At 67.4% G+C, this 17,779-nt stretch carries 15 protein-coding genes; 4 read left to right on the top strand and 11 right to left on the bottom strand.

Going from position 1 to position 17,779, the window contains the following annotated elements; genetic code table 11:
* Positions 1–4 precede the first annotated feature (4 nt).
* Positions 5–586: a phosphatase PAP2 family protein gene (locus G6N16_RS05280; RefSeq protein WP_234805889.1), complete on the bottom strand. Its 582-nt coding sequence runs from the start codon at positions 584–586 to the stop codon at positions 5–7.
* Positions 587–634: 48 nt separating this feature from the next.
* Here G6N16_RS05280 and G6N16_RS05275 point away from each other — a divergent pair, with 48 nt between their 5' ends.
* Positions 635–2,356: an N-acyl-D-amino-acid deacylase family protein gene (locus tag G6N16_RS05275; protein ID WP_083031610.1), complete on the top strand. Its 1,722-nt coding sequence runs from the start codon at positions 635–637 to the stop codon at positions 2,354–2,356.
* A gap of 3 nt (positions 2,357–2,359) precedes the next feature.
* Here the strand turns inward: G6N16_RS05275 and G6N16_RS05270 are convergent, their stop codons facing one another.
* The 4 genes from G6N16_RS05270 to G6N16_RS05255 all read right to left on the bottom strand — a co-directional run bounded on the left by G6N16_RS05270 (position 2,360) and on the right by G6N16_RS05255 (position 5,661).
* The gene (locus tag G6N16_RS05270) at positions 2,360–2,746 is read right to left on the bottom strand and encodes a VOC family protein (RefSeq protein WP_083031612.1); all 387 of its coding nucleotides are present in this window, start codon (positions 2,744–2,746) and stop codon (positions 2,360–2,362) included.
* A 31-nt stretch (positions 2,747–2,777) separates the two neighbouring features.
* Positions 2,778–3,305, bottom strand: a complete 528-nt coding sequence (locus tag G6N16_RS05265) for a hypothetical protein (RefSeq protein ID WP_083031613.1) — start codon at positions 3,303–3,305, stop codon at positions 2,778–2,780.
* A gap of 133 nt (positions 3,306–3,438) precedes the next feature.
* Positions 3,439–5,064 (bottom strand): chaperonin GroEL, encoded by a 1,626-nt coding sequence (gene groL / locus G6N16_RS05260; RefSeq protein ID WP_083031615.1) that lies wholly within the window; start codon positions 5,062–5,064, stop codon positions 3,439–3,441.
* 219 nt (positions 5,065–5,283) lie between these two features.
* Entirely contained in the window at positions 5,284–5,661 is a 378-nt protein-coding gene (locus tag G6N16_RS05255; protein ID WP_083031617.1) for a hypothetical protein, read from the bottom strand.
* Between the two features lie 250 nt (positions 5,662–5,911).
* Between G6N16_RS05255 and G6N16_RS05250 the strand changes: the two genes are divergently transcribed.
* Positions 5,912–7,252, top strand: coding sequence for an FAD-dependent oxidoreductase (locus tag G6N16_RS05250; RefSeq protein WP_083031634.1), 1,341 nt, complete (start codon positions 5,912–5,914; stop codon positions 7,250–7,252).
* Positions 7,253–7,256: 4 nt separating this feature from the next.
* On the opposite strand, the gene G6N16_RS05245 is transcribed toward G6N16_RS05250, so the two are convergent.
* Together G6N16_RS05245 and G6N16_RS05240 are read right to left on the bottom strand one after the other, a co-directional pair.
* Positions 7,257–7,823, bottom strand: a complete 567-nt coding sequence (locus tag G6N16_RS05245) for a hypothetical protein (protein ID WP_083031618.1) — start codon at positions 7,821–7,823, stop codon at positions 7,257–7,259.
* Between the two features lie 55 nt (positions 7,824–7,878).
* Entirely contained in the window at positions 7,879–8,658 is a 780-nt protein-coding gene (locus G6N16_RS05240; RefSeq protein ID WP_083031620.1) for a polysaccharide deacetylase family protein, read from the bottom strand.
* 377 nt (positions 8,659–9,035) lie between these two features.
* On the opposite strand from G6N16_RS05240, the gene G6N16_RS05235 reads away from it, so the two are divergent.
* On the top strand, positions 9,036–10,316 hold the full coding sequence (locus G6N16_RS05235) for a hypothetical protein (RefSeq protein ID WP_133052951.1): 1,281 nt from the start codon (positions 9,036–9,038) through the stop codon (positions 10,314–10,316).
* 49 nt (positions 10,317–10,365) lie between these two features.
* Here the strand turns inward: G6N16_RS05235 and G6N16_RS05230 are convergent, their stop codons facing one another.
* Both G6N16_RS05230 and G6N16_RS05225 read right to left on the bottom strand, forming a co-directional pair.
* On the bottom strand, positions 10,366–13,059 hold the full coding sequence (locus tag G6N16_RS05230) for a helix-turn-helix transcriptional regulator (protein ID WP_163787782.1): 2,694 nt from the start codon (positions 13,057–13,059) through the stop codon (positions 10,366–10,368).
* Positions 13,060–13,204: 145 nt separating this feature from the next.
* Positions 13,205–13,693, bottom strand: a complete 489-nt coding sequence (locus tag G6N16_RS05225; RefSeq protein WP_083031624.1) for a hypothetical protein — start codon at positions 13,691–13,693, stop codon at positions 13,205–13,207.
* 680 nt (positions 13,694–14,373) lie between these two features.
* On the opposite strand from G6N16_RS05225, the gene G6N16_RS21930 reads away from it, so the two are divergent.
* Positions 14,374–16,563: a hypothetical protein gene (locus G6N16_RS21930; protein ID WP_163787781.1), complete on the top strand. Its 2,190-nt coding sequence runs from the start codon at positions 14,374–14,376 to the stop codon at positions 16,561–16,563.
* A 409-nt stretch (positions 16,564–16,972) separates the two neighbouring features.
* Here the strand turns inward: G6N16_RS21930 and G6N16_RS05215 are convergent, their stop codons facing one another.
* Together G6N16_RS05215 and G6N16_RS05210 are read right to left on the bottom strand one after the other, a co-directional pair.
* Positions 16,973–17,407, bottom strand: coding sequence for a PIN domain-containing protein (locus G6N16_RS05215; protein ID WP_083031625.1), 435 nt, complete (start codon positions 17,405–17,407; stop codon positions 16,973–16,975).
* Positions 17,404–17,646 (bottom strand): ribbon-helix-helix domain-containing protein, encoded by a 243-nt coding sequence (locus tag G6N16_RS05210; protein ID WP_083031626.1) that lies wholly within the window; start codon positions 17,644–17,646, stop codon positions 17,404–17,406. The genes G6N16_RS05215 and G6N16_RS05210 overlap by 4 nt, the downstream gene beginning before the upstream one ends.
* Positions 17,647–17,779 lie beyond the last annotated feature (133 nt).

Raw genomic sequence — 17,779 nt, 5'->3', positions numbered from 1 at the left:
CGTGTCAGTCTGGCACGCCGGCGGTTCGGCGAGGCTCGACGGATTCCGGTGGGCAGCCGGCCACGACCGCCGCCGCGGCGACCACGGCGGTGCCCAGCAGCAGACCGCCGACGGTGTCGGTGAAATAGTGGTAGGTCAGCGCCTGGCCCGCCATGCCGAGTGCGGTCACCACCGACGCGGCGACCAGCGTCCACGCCGCCCAGCCCGCGGCCATCACCAGCAACCCGAGAACGACCACCAGCATCGTGGTGTGGCCGCTGGGATACGCCAAGGTGGCGCCCTTGGTCCGGCCGAAGGCCTGTTTGCAGGCAGCCACCAGGAAGGTGGCGGCGGGCGCGGTGACGGCGATGGTCAGCGCCGGCCGCCAGCGCCTTTGCCAGAACGTCACCGCGATACCCACTACCCAGGCCGCGGTAACCACTCGGACGTCGGTGAACACCAGCAGCACCAGCCGCCAGTCGTAGATGGCGGTGTTGTCGCGCAGGAAGTAGCGGTCCACCGCCGTCGGGCCCCGGCCCACCCAGCGGCCGAGGCCGATCATCAACAGCAGCCCGATCACCGGCCACCAACGGAACAGCAATCGCATGGCCGCACACGCTACCGGCGCCGGATCGACAGTCGTAGATTCGTCGGTATGACCTTCGATCTCGTCATCCGCAACGGCACCGTCGTCGACGGCCTGGGCAACCCACCGGTGACCGCCGATGTCGCGGTCCGCGACGGGGTCATCGTTGAGGTCGGGGCGGTGACGGGCATCGGCCGCCGGGAGATCGACGCGACAGGGTTGCTGGTCACCCCCGGCTTCGTCGACCTGCACACCCACTACGACGGGCAGGCGATCTGGAGCGAGCGACTCAACCCGTCGTCGGCGCACGGGGTGACCACCGTGGTGATGGGCAACTGTGGGGTGGGGTTTGCGCCGTGCCGCACCGAGGACCACGAGGTGCTGGTCGACGTGATGGCCGGCGTCGAGGACATCCCGGGCGTGGTGATGGTCGACGGCCTGCCGTGGCACTGGGAGAGTTTCCCGGAGTTCCTCGATGCGCTGGATTCGCGGCGCCGTGACATCGACGTGGCGGCGTTCCTGCCGCATTCGCCGCTTCGGGTGTACGTGATGGGGCAACGCGGGGTGGATCGCGAGGTCGCCACCCCCGAGGACCTGGCGATGATGCGCAAGCTGGCCGCCGAGGCGGTGGCCGCCGGCGCGCTGGGCTTTGCGTCGTCGCGGCTGACCCTGCACAAAACCTCTGGTGGACAACCTATCCCGAGCTACGAGGCGTCGTATGCGGAGATCGAGGCGATCGCCCGTGGCGTCGAAGACGCCGGCGGCGGACTGATCCAGTTCGTGCCGGACCTGCTGGCCGAGGACTACGAGGGCGCACTGTCGGCGGTGTTCGACGTCGCCGCCGAGGTCGGGCTGCCGGTGACGTTCACCATGGCGATCGGCAATGCCGGTCCCCCGCTGTACCTGGATGCGCTGGCCATGGTGGAGAAGGCAAATGCCAACGGCGGTAACGTGACCGGGCAGATCTTCCCGCGGCCGATCGGACTGGTGCTGGGCCTGCAGCTGTCCGGGAATCCGTTCATCACCTACCCGAGCTACCGGCAGATCGCCGACCTACCGCTGGCCGAACGCGTTGCATTGATGCACAAACCGGAAGTGCGGCAACGCATTCTGACCGATACACCGAGCGCCGACGGGCACCCGTTGATGTTCGCGTCGCAGGCCTTCGACTACATGTTCCCACTCGGCGAGTCACCCGACTATGAACCGGCGGCGTCGGAGTCGATCGCCGCCCGGGCCCGGGCGCGCGGCGTCAGTCCGTTGGAGGAGGCCTACGACCGGCTGCTCGACGACGACGGCCACGCCATGCTGCTGGTGACGCTGGCCAACTTCCGGGACAACTCGCTGGACACCGTCGCAGAGCTGATCGGCCGCGACGACGTGGTGCTGGGACTCGGCGACGGTGGCGCCCACTACGGGATGATCTGCGACGCCTCGTTCCCGACGTACCTGCTGACGCACTGGGTGCGCGACCGACCGTCGGGGCGACTGTCGCTGCCGGCTGCCGTGCGCGAGCTGACATCGGTACCCGCGCGCGTTGCCGGCCTGGCCGACCGCGGCCGAATCGCGGTGGGCTACAAGGCCGATCTCAATGTGCTCGACGCCGACGGCCTGCGGCTGCACCGGCCCGTCGTCGTCCATGATCTGCCCGGGGGCGGACGACGGCTGGACCAAAGTGCCGACGGGTATGTGGCGACGGTGGTCTCCGGCGAGGTCATCGCCGAGAACGGGGTCCCGACGACGGCCCGTCCGGGGAAACTGATCCGCGGCCGCCAGTCCGCTCCGGCGTAGGGTTTACTCCGCGGGAGCACCGTGGAAGACGGCCTCCACGTTGTTGCCGTCGGGATCGCGAACAAAGGCGCCGTAATAGCCGGGGTGGTACTCCGGCCAGCGCCGGGGCATGTGCAGCGACTCTGCGCCGAGCTGCATCGCGGTGTCGTAGAACGCGTCGACTGCGGCGATGTCGGAGGCCTGGAACGCCAGATGCACCTCACGATTGGGCCCGTTGGCCTCACCGGCGGCGGCGTCGGCGATCCAGAAACTCGGGTGCCCGTCGCGGCCGTAGCCGATCGCGACGCCGTGATCCATCTGCCGGGTGTAACCCAGCACACCGAGCACGGTGTCGTAGAACCTTTGGGCAGTAACCCAATCGCCACAGTTGATGCCGACGTGATCGATCATCACCTCACGCTACCCACCCTGCGGGTTCGCATCAGCGAGTCGGTTCGTCCGACGTACCGGGCACGCCGACGGCGGGGATCCATCGAGCGACCACCAGCGTGACAAGCAAGACCAGCCACGACCCACATGCGATGACATACGCCCACTCGGAGAGCCGATTGCTCACCTCAAGCGCACCGCGACCGAAGATCCTGACCAGCACCGACGTGTCCTCTTCGGGGATGGGGTCCAGGAGAGCGGGGTTGTCGACGACGGCGGCGCCGAACACCGCCATCGCCAACCACAGCACGACCTGCGTCACCGCCTCGACGGTCAGCAACCAGCGCGGCCGGCCCGGCGGCTGCCGTCGAGCGAGCACGGTGGTCAGCGTCAGAGCCAGACCGCCTTCGACCAACACCACAGGGGCGCGAAACCACGCCGCGATCACCGCGCCGGCAACCGCACTGCTGACGAGTACCCACAGCAGCAGTGCGGCGTTGAGCAGCGGCATCCGGTCGAAGACTGTGCGGGTGAAGCCGTCGAGCCCGGAATTACGCGCGGGCTCGGTCGGCACGGTCACAGCTGCAACGCTAGTTGCGCTCCAGCACCCCTCGGGGCACCAATTCGGGCGGAAAATGCAGCCCGAGCGACCCCCAGCCATGCAGAAGGCCCGGCCTGCCGAAGCAGACCGGGCCTTCCCGAGCAATGCGGACTTAGAAGTCCATGCCACCCATGCCACCGGTCGGGTCGCCGGCGGGTGCGGCGGCCTTCTCCGGCTTGTCGGCGACGACGGCCTCGGTGGTCAGGAACAGGGCCGCGATGGACGCCGCGTTCTGCAGCGCCGAGCGGGTGACCTTGACCGGGTCGGCAACGCCGGCCTTGAGCAGGTCCTCGTACTCACCGGTGGCGGCGTTCAGGCCGACGCCGGCGGGCGAGTTGGTGACCTTCTCGGCGACAACGCCGGGCTCCAGGCCCGCGTTGAAGGCGATCTGCTTCAGCGGGGCCGACAGCGCGACGCGCACGATGTTGGCACCGGTCGCCTCGTCACCGGCGAGGGTCAGCTCGTCGAGCGACGGAGCCGACTGCAGCAGGGCGACGCCACCACCGGCGACGATGCCCTCCTCGACGGCGGCCTTGGCGTTGCGGACCGCGTCCTCGATGCGGTGCTTGCGCTCCTTGAGCTCCACCTCGGTGGCCGCTCCGGCCTTGATCACCGCAACACCGCCGGCCAGCTTGGCCAGGCGCTCCTGCAGCTTCTCGCGGTCGTAGTCGGAGTCGCTGTTCTCGATCTCGGTGCGGATCTGGGCCACCCGGCCGGCGATGGCGTCGGAATCACCGGCGCCCTCGACGATGGTGGTCTCATCCTTGGTCACGACGACCTTGCGGGCCTGACCCAGCAGCGCGACGTCGGCAGTCTCCAGGGACAGGCCGACCTCTTCGCTGATGACCTGGCCGCCGGTGAGGATCGCCATGTCCTGCAGCATCGCCTTGCGGCGGTCGCCGAAGCCCGGGGCCTTGACGGCGACGGACTTGAAGGTGCCGCGGATCTTGTTGACCACCAGGGTCGACAGGGCCTCGCCCTCGACGTCCTCGGCGATGATCAGCAGCGGCTTGCCGGCCTGGATGACCTTCTCCAGCAGTGGCAGCAGATCCTTGACGGTCGAGATCTTGGAGCTGACCAGCAGGATGTAGGGATCCTCCAGGACGGCTTCCTGACGCTCGGCGTCGGTGACGAAGTAGCCCGAGATGTAGCCCTTGTCGAACCGCATGCCCTCGGTGAGCTCCAGCTGCAGGCCGAAGGTGTTGGACTCCTCGACGGTGATGACACCCTCGTTGCCGACCTTGTCCATGGCCTCGGCGATCAGGTCACCGATGGTCTGGTCGCCCGCGGAGATACCGGCGGTGGCGGCGATCTGCTCCTTGGTCTCGACCTCCTTGGCCGAGGCCAGCAGGGTCGAGGTGACCTTCTCGACGGCCTTCTCGATGCCGCGCTTGAGGCCGAGCGGGTTGGCGCCGGCCGCGACGTTGCGCAGACCTTCACGAACCAGGGCCTGGGCCAGCACGGTGGCGGTGGTGGTTCCGTCGCCCGCGACGTCGTCGGTCTTCTTGGCGACTTCCTTGACCAGCTCGGCGCCGATCTTCTCGTACGGGTCCTCCAGGTCGATCTCCTTGGCGATGGAAACACCATCGTTGGTGATCGTGGGGGCGCCCCACTTCTTCTCCAGGACGACGTTGCGGCCCTTGGGGCCCAGCGTCACCTTTACCGCGTCGGCGAGGGCGTTGAGGCCCCGCTCGAGACCGCGACGGGCCTCTTCGTCGTACGCAATTGTCTTGGCCATTGCGAAGTATTTCCTCCGGTTGGGATGACTTTTTCCTCACCGGCCGGGTGCAGTGCCCGCGACGGACGGCTATGGGCATTAGGGGCCCGGCCTCACCGTCCCGACCTAGCACTCACCAATGGCGAGTGCCAACTGCATTCTTAGCACTCGCCATCGGAGAGTGCAAGGACACGGCGTGGCACCCGGAAGGATTTCACCCAAGGCGTACGACGACGACGGCTACGCGCACGTCGACGGGTCGGACATCACCGCACCCGGCAGCATCGGGTTGCCGGCGTATAGGTAGCTCAGCACCCCGTTGTAGCAGGCCCAGAAAGCGCCCTGGCTCGGGTTCACCAGCTTGTACTGCCCCGGCTGCTGGCCGGGCTTCTGATAGAAATCGCCATACTTGCTGTAATCCGGAATGCTGACCTTGGGAACCGGGTTGCCCTGCCCCTGCTCGTCGGGCGTCCCGCCGTTGTCGGCAGCGGCGCCGGCCTCCACAGGTGGGTTGCCGTCGGTGTCGTCGTCGGCGGCGGCGATCGGCATGCCGGCCAGTGCCGCACCGACCGCGGCCCCGACCGCCATCATCTTGACCGTCAGCAGCAGTTTCGCCATGTCTCCCCCTCGATATCCGGGCGCTCCCCGCACCCCTGGGCCGAATGCTACTGGATAGGCGCTCGTGAGGTGACCTCTCGCCGGACTCCGCCGCAGGCCACCGGCACGAGTGGAAAAAGTTAGCTACTGGCCGGTAGGGTGGGCCATCACTTTCGCCGCGGGGGCGGCGTGACAGGGATCTCAACACGTGGCACGCACATAACGATCCCCACTACTTAGGCTTGGCTTACTCATAGCAAGGAGCGTGTTCATGCGGTCTATCCGCGTCGCAGTCATCGGGGCCGGGCCGGCCGGCATCTACGCCGCTGACATCCTCGCCAACGAACATCCCGGGGCCCGCATCGACGTCTTCGACAGGTTGCCGGCGCCCTACGGCCTGGTCCGCTACGGCGTCGCGCCCGACCATCCCCGGATCAAGGAGATCATCAAGGCGCTCCGCCGGGTGCTCTCGCGCGAAGAGATCCGCTTCATCGGCAACGTCAACTACGGCGCCGACATCAAGTTGACCGACCTGCGCCGTCACTACGACGCGGTTATCTTCGCCACCGGCGCCCGCAAAGACCGGCCGCTGGACATTCCGGGCATCGATCTGCCCGGGAGCCACGGCGCCGCCGATTTCGTGTCCTGGTACGACGGGCACCCAGACGTGCCGCGCGACTGGCCGCTGCAGGCCCGCCATGTCGCCGTCCTGGGCGCGGGCAACGTCGCCCTCGACGTCGCGCGCATGCTGGCCAAGCCCGCCGACGAACAGCTGACCACCGACATCCCCGACAACGTCTATCGCGGGCTGGCCGCCAACCAGGCCACCGACGTGCACGTGTTCGCCCGCCGCGGCCCGGCGCAGATCAAGTTCAGCCCCATGGAGTTCCGCGAGCTGTCGCACTCCCCGAGCATCGACGTGATCGTGCACCCGGAGGGCTTCGAAATCGATGAGGGCAGCCAGCAGGCGATCAACAAGACCAAGTCGATCAAGCTCGTCGTCGACACCATGATGAAGTACTTGGACCAGGAGCCGACCGGGGCGCCGCACCGGATTCACATCCACCTGTGTCAGGCGCCGGTGGCGATCCTCAGCGAGGACGGCAAGGTCGTCGGGCTGCGCACCGAGGTCACCGAACTGACCGGTGACGGTACCGTGCGCGGCACCGGCGAGTACAAGGACTGGCCGGTGGAAGCGGTGTACCGCGCGGTGGGCTACCTGTCCTCGCCGCTGGCCGACGTACCGTTCGACCACCACGACGGCGTCATCCCCAACGAGGCCGGCCGGGTGCAGGACATGGACGGGCAGGTGCCCGGCGTCTACGTAACCGGCTGGATCAAACGCGGGCCGATCGGACTCATCGGGCACACCAAATCCGACGCGTCGGAGACCGTGCACAGCCTGCTCGCCGACCTGGCGGACATCGCGGCCCCCGAGATCGCCGATCCCGAGTCCATCTTCGAGCAGCTGCGCGGCAGCGGGGTCGACTACACGACCTGGTCCGAGTGGGAAGCCCTGGATGCCCACGAGACGGCGCTCGGTCAGGCCGAGAGCCGGGAGCGGATCAAGGTCGTCGACCGCGAGGAGATGATCGCCTCTGGACGATGCTGACGCGTCAGTGCCCGGCGGACGAGACAAGTAGCAGGACGCCGGCGCCGGTGTCGACGACCAGCAGCGATTCGACGTCGGAGGCGCCGGGGTATTTGTCCGTCACCGGTTTCGGATGGTCCCCGGCGTAGGCGACGACGACAGCCGTCCGGGTGGTCGGGGTGCAGCTCAGCTTGGCGTGCTCGCCGAAACTATGCAGGTAGTGGTCGTCGCAGGGTATGTCGCGCAGCGCCGGGAAGTGCGGATTGGCCTTGGCGACCGCAGACTTGGCGTCGGCGAAGTCTCCCGGGGCGCGGTAGCGCGCCCAGTAGCTGTCGGCGCCGGAGAACACGTAGTAGGCGGCGCCGTCGACGAACGCGAAACCGTCCGGGATGCCGACCTTGCGGTTCTTCATGGCGCGGGCGGCGGTCTTCTCGTCGATCGGCTGGTAGCCGACGGCGTCTTCGAGGTTTAGCAGTGCCCAGGTGAAGTACCCGGCGATCGCGAGCACGAAGGCCGTCAGCGACGCCGCCACGGCGACCAGCGGGATGAGCCACCAGCGCCGCCCGACGCGCGGGCGGCGATCGGAGTCCATTCTTCGAGGCTAAATGCGCCGCAGGTCGCGCCCGGACGGCAATTTCGGGCCGCGGCTACCGCCCGGCGACGGCACTGACCGCCACGAACTGCCAGCCGGCGGCGAGCATCTTCGGGATCGCCAGGGCGTAGCCCGCGCCGGTGCCCGCCTCGGGGTGGTTCATGTGGGAGATGACGATCGACCCGGGTGCCGCCGCGGTCAGGTTCCCCGCGACGGCGGGCGGCTTCAGCGTGGCCCCGCCGTCGCCGTTGACGGTAAAGCCCAGCGGCGTCTCACCGAGCTGTTTGACGATGGCCACGGCGACGTCGTCGTAGTGGGCCGTTCCGGTACGGAACCAGGTCGGCGCCTTGCCGGTCAGTGCGGTGATCTTCTGGTGGTTGGTCCACACCTCGTCGACCACCTCGTTGACCGAACGCGTCCCGGCGATGCCGTAGGCCGACCGGCCGGTGACCGACAGCGGCACATGCCGTGTGCCGTGGTTGCCGATCTCGAACAGCGGGTTGGCGGCCAGTTCGGTGGCCTGGCCGAAGTGCTTGTCGATCCACCGGCTGTTGAGAAACAGCACGGCCGGGATCTTGTTGGCGACGAGCGTTCTGACCAAGGCGTCGTCGTAGCCACCCGGGCAGAGGTCGAAGGTCAGCGCGATCTGCTTGCCGTCGGGTTTGAACCACGAGACGATGCCCGGCATCGCCGTCCCCCACGCGGTCGGTGCGCGCCCGGCCAGGCCGGCCGCCAGGGTCGGAGCCGGGTCCGCCCAGCCGCGCGGGGCGCCGGCGACCGCCACTCCCAGCGCGGTGCCGGCCGCAAGGGTGAGGAACCGCCGTCGGGAGTGCATCTGGGAAGCGTATGAGGGCCACAAGGCCCCGGAGCTGTGTACGCGCTGACAGAACGTTGAAAACATGGCCCACGGGCGGCCGCGGCCGACGATGCGCCACCGGGATGACCATCGACGGGCCCTCCTATTCTCAGGTTCACCTCATCTAATTCTCAGTCTCAGCGCGACGTCCAGCTTCTCCCACGGACTTTGCGAACACGGCTAACAGCAGGTCAAAGAGCCGAAAATAGAGTCATCTGTCTCTATCAAACGACTTAGCCGCGTCTCAGACTCTAGGGACGCTAGCCGTGATGTGGATCACGTTTCCCCGGGGCGGTCGGCGACATGCAGGGTCCGCAACCGGTAGTCGGTGGCGGGAGAGGGAGAGGGAGACCACCATGTCCGAAGTAGTCCGTCGATCCGCACTCAGGCGGGCAACCCGGTCCACCATTCTCTACACCGCGGCTGTGGCAACAGCCGGTGCCGTGGCACTCGCCCCGGTCAGCCCGCCGGTCGCCCACGCCGCCGCCACCGTCCCCGTGTCCAGCACCTCCTACGCGCTGACCGCCTCCTACAACCCGATCGACGCCTGGCAGTCCGTCTTCAGCAATGCCGGGGCCAACCTCAACGGGCTGGCGAACTCCCTCGGTCAGGGACCGTTCACCCTGGGTCAGGCCATCGCTGCCAACCAGCTGGACCACCTGGCGATGCTGCCCGACGTGTTGGGCATCGCCAGCTCGATGTGGACCAACTTGAGCGCGGGGGTGTCGGCACCGTTCGCCCGCGACGATTCAAACCTGACCTTTGCTCAGATCCTCGTCCTCAACACTGTGCTGAACACCACCGGCGTCACCGATCCACCACTGCAGGATTGGCAAAAGAGCCTGCTCGAGTTCACCACGACATCGACCACCGGCCTCCTCCTCGGACTCGCCGGGCCAGCGCTGGGTCCGGTGGTGTCATTGGCCGACAACCTAGGGAAATCCGTCGGCGAGATCTCCTCCGGTGAGCTGACAAAAGCCCTGGAGACAGTGATCGACATCCCGGCCAATATGACGGGCGCTTTCCTCAATGGCGGCCCCTCACTTCCGCTCAACCCACTTCTGAGCCTGCTCGGGATAAATCTGGCCGGTTCGCTCGCCTCTACGAAAACCAACCTGGTGTTGGGAGGAGTTCTGAGCCAAGGCACCTCACTGTGGCAGGGGATCACCTTCTCGCCTCCGTTTGTCATCACAGGCACACCCCCCGGCGCCCTTGCCTCGGCCATGCACCTCAGCCAAGAAATCTCCGAAGCCATCAGGCCCGGATCGACGACTCTGAGCGCACCAACGGGTTCCGCGCTGATCCGGTCGAAAACCCCGAGCACCTCCACAAGCCTGAACATCGGCCAGGTGCAACAGAATGCCAAAGCACTGTTAAAGGATCCGCTCGGCGCGGTGTCGGACTCTAGCGGCCTTGGCGCCCTGAACAAGCCGCTCAGCAAGGCTGAGCGCAGTCTCACAAAGATCCAGGGCAACCGAAAGCTGGTCACCGACAAGCTCAAGACGGGCGATATCACCGCGGCCGTGAACCAAATCGGCAACAACCTCCAAAAGCGCGCGGACCGGCTGAAGAAGGACATTAACCACGGGCTGACGGCGGCCGGCATCAAGAAGACGAAGGCGTCAACCACGAAATAGCCGGAGGAGACCGTGCGCCCTCGCCAATCCAGCGGGGGCACACGACTTTTCACCTGACACGGGTCACGCTGCCGGACAATCCTGTTGGCGGTTCGATGTCTCTGAGCTGCCGACGGTTGGTGACACCCAGCTTCGGAAACGCGCGGTAAAGGTGCCCGGACACGGTGCGCGCCGACACGTTCAGCAGCGATCCGATCTGCCGGTTGGTCATGCCCTGGCTGGCCAGGTAAACAACCTGATGTTCCTGGGGACTCAGCTTGACTACGCCGGTCTTGTCGGCTGGGCGTCGGATACCCGTCGCGCGCAACTCCTTGGTCCCGGCATCAATCCACAGCCGCGCGCCTAAACGCTCCAAAACCGCTAACGCGGTGGAGAACTCACGACGCGCCTCAGTTCGACGGTAGTTACGACGAAACCAGCCTGCAACGGTGAGCCGGAATTTGGCCCGCTCGAACTGCCAGGTCTCGCCGCGTGGATCGGCCAACGTTTCGACGGCGTCGGCGATCGGCTCAGCGGGCTGCAGCAGCGTTCGCGCATGGGCGACCAGCTGATCGGTGCGTGCCGATCGCCGCTCAGGCAACAGGCCCACGATGGCATCCAGTTGCCGGACGGCCTCGGCGGTGTCCCCGAGCCGAACCGCGGCAGCCGCCCAATCCGGCACGCCGAGATAAGAGAAGTGCCCGTGCGATGGTTCCCCGAGCCCGGTGAACAACGCGCCAAACTCCGCGTACGCGGCCTCCGGGCGATCCTCGTTGAGCGCGACCGTACCGAGCACCAGATGCGCGCATGCCGCCAGCGCCGAAGCGCCCTGGCAATCGGCCATTCCGGTCGCGGAGTCGAGATGGGCTCGGGCGGCCGCACTTTCGCCTCGTCTGGCCAAAACGGCGGCGCGGATCAGTTCGGCGACCGCGCCGACGAGCGGCTGACGGGAATACCTGGCGAGCCGGGACATGTCCTCGGCGGTGCGTAGCGCCTCGTGCCATCGAGCGGTGCCGAGGTAGATCCAGGACAATGCCATCAATACCAGCGGGGTGCCCGGCGGCGAGCCGTCGGAGGTTTCGGCCGGCAGCGCACGCAGCAGGCAGCCGAGCGCGGTCCCCGGCTCGCCTGCCAGCCAGGCGGTGGCACCGAGGACCTCCAGGTCTTCGGGCTCCTCGGCTTGCTCAGCCAGCCGGCTGATCTCGGCGGCATCGGCTTGGGCAGACACGGGATCCGACACCGCCCGGACCCATACCCGCGACACCGCTGCCTGCAGCGACGGGCTCGGATCGGCAGCCGTTAGCAGGCGCAACCCTCGGGCCAGCGCCGCGCGCGCACCGACGTCGCCGCCGAGGAACGTCGCGGTGGCCGCCGCCCGGATCGGCTCCCAGCCCAGCACCGGGTCGATCGCGACGGCTTCCTCGGCCACGGAGCACAGCACCCCGATCGTCCGCGGCAGGTCGACGTCCCAGGTACTCGCCAGGGCGCGTTCGCTCAGCGCTTGCACCTGCAGGCGTTCGGTACCCGCTCCGTGCAACGCACGATCGGCGAGTTCCCTCGCCCACAACGGGTCTCCGCCATATCGGGCGCATCGAGCCGCCTTGATCAGGCGGCCCGTGATCAGGTCGCCGTCGGCGCTCAGCAGCGCGGCCCGGCGCAGCAGCGACGCTGCCGCGAGTTGGCCGCCCCAGGCCTGAAGCACGGGTGCCGCGCCGTCGATCCAGTCGGCCAGCTCCACGTCGGTGTTGACCACCTTCGCCCGGTGCCAGGCGGCCCGGTAGGGCTGAGCCACCAGGTGTTCGACGAATGCGCGGTGGGCGTCCAGTCGTTCGGTCAATGGGGCGCAGTGGTACGCAGCCGAACGGATCAGCGGGTTCAGGGGACACAGCCGGTCGCCGTCGATCCGCACCAGCCCGGCCGATTCGGCGGGCGCGAGCGCACCCAGGTCAACCACCGCGCCGACCGCCAGGCAGGACAGGTCGTCGTCGGAGGCAGCCGCCAGCACCGCCAGCGCGCTCCGGGTGGCCGGCGGCAGATCCTCGAGTAGGCGACGGTAGACAGCGAGACGGTCCGCGGGAAGCGGCAGCGGCTCCGACACCGGAGCGAATCCGGGTTCGTCGGCGAGCGCCGAGCAGAATTCGACCAGCGCCCCAGGGTTTCCGGCGGCCTGCAGCAGTAGCCGCTCGCGTCGCATCCCAGACGGCGCGCCAGGTCGGCGATCCAGGAGTTCCTCGGCGCCCGCGCGGTCCAGCGGTCCCAGCGCGATATCGGTGACCCGGTCCCGGTCCAGCAGCTCACGGCCGGCTGCTTGAGGCAGCGCGGCCACGATGGTGAGCCGGCGCCCGGCGCTGCGTCGGGCCACGAATTGCAGGACGTCGCGGGTCCGGCGATCGAGCCAACGCGGGTCATCGACGCTCAGCAGCACCGAGCGATCCAGCCCAGCGAGTAGCTCCAGCAATGCGGTGGCCACCGTCGCGACATCGGCGCGCTCGGCAAGTACGTCCCGGGGTGCCAGGGCGACGCCGTGTTCGTCGGCCAGCGCGCACAGCAGTTGGTGGACCCCACCGAACGGCGTCGCACGCTCCTGCGGCACGCCGGAGACGCTGAGCACCAGTCGGCCGAGCACCCGGGCCCGGTCGCGGGCGAGGCCGAGCAGGGTGCTGCGCCCGATTCCCGGCGGCCCGGAGATCAGAATCGCGTCACCGCGCGACTCGACGTCGATCGCCGCGTTCAGCGCTGCCAGTTCCTGTGCCCGGCCGACCACCCAACTAGGGGTGCCGAGGCCAGAGTGGGACCGCCGGTCCACCACACCTCCACGCAAGAACTCGGCCCCCTTCCTCGGCATGCTACGCGGTGCGTCGCGCGACGACCCTCAGACGGCCTCGTTGTCTTCGTTCAACGAGTGCCCGTCACTGACAGAGTTTGCTGAGGTCCACGCTGGCGGCCCTCACCTCGGCGAGCCTTCCAGCCTGTGCGGCATCGCTGTTGGTCACCTCGAGGAGTTGATACATGCCCACGGTCTGCAGTTGATCGGCGAAGGATCGGAGCTTGCCGGCCAGCTCGGTCGCGGTGGCTGCATCGACGCTGTTACGCAGATAGTCCCCGCCCGCGAACGTAGCGAGTCGCGCATTTCCCGCGACGGCGCGCTGCGCGACGGGGTCTGCCCCCAGGTCAATGTTCGTCTGTGTCGACACCGCCCGAACGACCATGTCGAACGCCGTGCAGGCGCGGGTCTTCGCGTCGGCGATCTGCTGGTCCGAGGGCTGCGGCTGCGACGGCGGAGGCATCTGCACGGGCGGACGTAACAGTCCCCAGCCCGCCAGCCCTACCGCCGCCAGCGCCACCGCGAGTGCCAGTTGCCCGGTCCTGAAGCCAGCTCCGGCTCGGTCGTCGATCATTCGCGATCCCTCCGTCAGCGGCGCATCACCAGCGCCATCGAACCGTTCACTATGCGGCTTTCCGTGGCCGCCTCGGACCGAGGAGCATAACGGGTTCCGGAATTGCCGCTGTAATTGCCGTGATCAGTCCGGCGAAATGAATGGGTGCGGGGAAAGGGCACTAAGGGGAACCTGAGGATAAAGCGCTAGAGTCAGTTGACTCTACTTTTTCAGATGCCGGCGAACCATCCCCAACGTTGCGACTCTCGACGGATAAATTCCTCGCTCCGCCTCTCTCAAAAACGTCGCCGACGCCCTTCGCGGGCTCGGTATCCCAGGTAAACAGGGCTAATACCGGATCCAAAGACGGGCCGCTAGAGACACATGACTCGACTTATTCTCCTCAATTCGAATGACCATAAGCAGAGTTAGAAAATTTGACGAGTCTGAGTGACACTCAGCTTTCTTTCAGTTACCGTCCAGCGGAACCTAAACCCACAGCCCGTTGAGGAGCATGAATGAAGATGAATTTGCGCCGACATTTGCGCCCGTACGTCACCACCGGAGTGGCGATTGTCGGTACGTCCGTTCTCCTCGTTTCACCGCCCGCCATTCCCACCGCCTTTGCGGCCAACAACATCCCGTCGGCGTCCCGGTCGATTGACCTCAAAGCCTCAATCGACCCCCTCGCCGCTTGGCAGGTGGCATTTGACAACACCGCCGCGAACCTCACCGGGCTCGCCGACACTCAGCTCGAGAATCCCTTCCCGTTCTTCCGGCAGATCCTGAACAACCAACTCCTCTATCTGTCCCAACTCCCCGACATCCCGGCCATCGTGCGCCAGCAGGTTGCCAACGTGCAGGCCGCGGTGGCCGCCCCATTCGCCGAGGACGTCACCACCCTCGACAAATCTCACGCCGGGATCTGGGCGCAGTTGGACAGCCCGATGCTCGTGGCATCGAAGTCCGACCTTGCAGCCGCTCTGATGCCATTGACCAGCACCGCCCTCAGCGGTCTGCTACTCGGCGCCGTCGGTCCGGTCATCGGCCCGGCCCTGGTGTTGATCGCCAACGCCCAGACCATCGTCGAATCCCTCAAGGGTGACGACGCGCAGTCAGCCCTGGCGACTTTGCTGGACATCCCCGCCGAGATGACCAATGCCTTCCTCAATGGAGGTCAGAGCCTGAATGTCACCTCGCTGATCAACACGCTCGGGATCGAGTTCGTCAACCCGACTCAACTCGACCTCGAGTTCGGCGGCGTGTTCAGTCAGGGAACGTCGATGTTCAACGCGCTGGCCATCGACACCAAGATGCAAGTCGGGAGCATCGGCGGTGTACCTCTGTACCAAACGCTCAAGTTCCCTGGCACCGGCGCAGGTCCCATCGCGTCGCTGATCCACCTGCCCGGCGTGCTCGCGGACGCCGTCACACCGGCCGAGTCCGCCGACACGAGCGCACTGTCGTCGCTGTTCGCGTCCGGCGGCGTGACCCCTCAGCTTGGACAACTGCTCGCCCCGGTAAATCATCTCAGCTCGGCCGTAACCAACTTCGGTCTGCCCACCAGCGTTCTGGGCTCGAGCCTCACCGACAACCCGATCGCCCAATTCATCCGCGTGTTCGTCGGCAACGGCACCGCCGCGAACCCTAACGCCGGTCTGATCATCGGAAACGGCTACAGCTACACCGCGGCTGACGTCGTCGCTAATTCGGCGTATGCCAGCGTCAACGGCGGCCGGGGCGGCCTGTTGTTCGGCAACGGGGGCGACGGCGCGCCTGGCATAGGAAGCAATGTGCCCGCACTGCGCAACGGCGGCAACGGCGGCAACTCCGGACTGCTGTTGGGCAGCGGTGGGAACGGCGGCGCAGGCGCTGCCGGGGTTTGGAACGTGAGTTCCGGTACGGCGGGCGGCAACGGTGGTAACGGCGGCAATGCCAGCATGTTCTTCGGCAACGGCGGCGAAGGCGGCCAGGGCGGTGCGGGCTACAACGGACTCAACGGAGCCAACTTGGCACCCACCAACGGCAACACGAACACCGCTGGCGCAGCCGGTGGCGCAGATAAGCAGGATGCCGGCAATATTATCGGCGCGCAAGGCGGCCCTGGAGCCGGCGGTAACAACGCCTCCCCCAACGGCGGCAAAGGTGGCAACGGTCAGAACGTGGTGAGCACCGACGGGATGAGCGCCACCGGCGGTGCCGGCGGCAGGGGCGGGAACGGATCCGCCAGTACGCTTACCGGCGGAAACGGCGCCGCCGGCGGAAACGGCGGCAATGCGACCGGTGGCACGGTCACCGGCGGCAAGGGCGGCGACGGCGGAAACGGCGGCGGTCTGGGTACTCCCGGCAACGGCGGCGACGGCGGCAACGTCAACGGCTCGGCGGGTACCGCCGGGAACGGCGGGAACGGCGGGAACGCCGGTAACGGCGCCAACGGACAGTCCGGCACGATCGGCGGAAACGGCGGCAACGGCGGCCGCGGTGGCTTGTTGGTCGGCAACGCCGGTGGCGGCGGCAACGGCGGAGCCGGCGGCAGCGGCGGCACCGGCGCCGACGCCGCCAACGACGGCGCCACCGGTGGCAACGGCGGCAGTGCAGAGGGCGGAGCGAAGGCCGGCAACGGCGGCACCGGCGGCAGGGGCGGAAACGGCGGCAACGGCGGTGCCGCGGCGGTCGGGGGCAAGGGGGGCACCGGCGGTCTCGGCGGTCTGCTTCGCCCCAAAGGCAGCGCCGGAACTACCGGCAGCACCGGCACTGCCGGTAAGGGCGGCCACGGGAGCAAGGGTGGTAGCGGGGGCCGAGCCGGCACCGGCTCCAACGGCAGCTCCAGCGGCACCGCCGGCTCCAAGGGCGCCGACGGCGCGAAGGGCACCGACGGCAAGCAACCCTGACCCTCACCTCAAGAGCGCGTTGGCCCCCTCCTCGGAGGGGGCCAACCGCGTTTCCGGCCTAGGTTTGGCTGAGCTACCTGTGCAACCGTCCGGCGACGCGTCGGCCGCTTCGTATAGCGCGGCCAGTTCCCGGTCCCGGCTGTTGAGGCCGTGGTCATCTCAGCGTCCACAGGCATCGGTGACCACGGTTCCGCGGCGGCGTTCCACCGATCCTCCAACAATCCGGCCCCGCGACGACGGCCACGTTAGCCCCGTCCCCCAGTGCGCCGAAGGTCAATCCGCAAAATATTTGCGATCGTAAGCTTCTGCCGCCACGGGTCTGACATAGCAGAGCTGACCAGGAACTTTGCGCGCTAGAGTCACATGACTCGACCCCGTTCGCGACGCGAGGTCGAGCCCACGCAGGGTTTCAGCCGCCCGCGGGCAGGATGACGAAGCTGTCGAACCCCGGCGTCAGGGGCCGGATAGCTCGGAAGTCCCGCAGATCCAACGTGAAGACATAGTTGGTCCGGTACCGATCGGCGATGACGACACCAAGTCCGTCGGCGAGGTCCAACTCCAGGCCCGCGTACGCAGTCCGGATTTGCGCGGCGGCGATCAGATCGTCGTTGGTAACCGCAGCCAGCGCATAATCGCCGTCGGCAATCCGGTCGGTCAGTGATTCCACGGCGTTCAACGCGGCACGGAAACCAAAGTTCCGGCGGACCAGGTGATCGAGTTCGGCCAGCACGATCGGCGAGATCACCAACTGCCCGAGGTCCATCACTGCCCTTGCGGGCGCGTGGGCGTCCTCGCTCGCGTCGAATGCCGCCAGCACCGCGGAGGTGTCAGCGACGACGATCACCGCCGCGCCGCTCGCTCGGCGATCTCGTCGGTCAGCTCGCGATCGCGGTCGTCCAACGTGCGGTCACCCACACCGCGAAACACCGGCAGCGGCTTGGCCCTGCGCGGACGGTCACTCTCATCCAGCAGCTTCGTGATGCCCCGACGGATCAGCTCCGCCTTGCTCACTCCCTCAGCTTTCGCCTCGGCCTCCAGTCGCAGATCAAGTGCGGCCGGCAGGTACACCGTCGTCTTGTTCATGCCATATATGGTACCTGCGGTCTCGTCGGCAGCGCGCTGCGAGAGTAGCGACCCCGCAACCCCTGCAGCGCTGTACCGCGCGCCATCCCTTTCGCACCAGATTCTTTTGCTGTCAGTTTGCTGTGAATACACA

This window comes from Mycolicibacterium insubricum, assembly GCF_010731615.1.
In the GTDB taxonomy this organism is placed as follows: Bacteria; Actinomycetota; Actinomycetes; order Mycobacteriales; family Mycobacteriaceae; genus Mycobacterium; species Mycobacterium insubricum.
The sequence above is the reverse complement of the archived record's forward strand: the minus strand, read 5'-3'. Positions and strand labels throughout refer to the sequence as shown.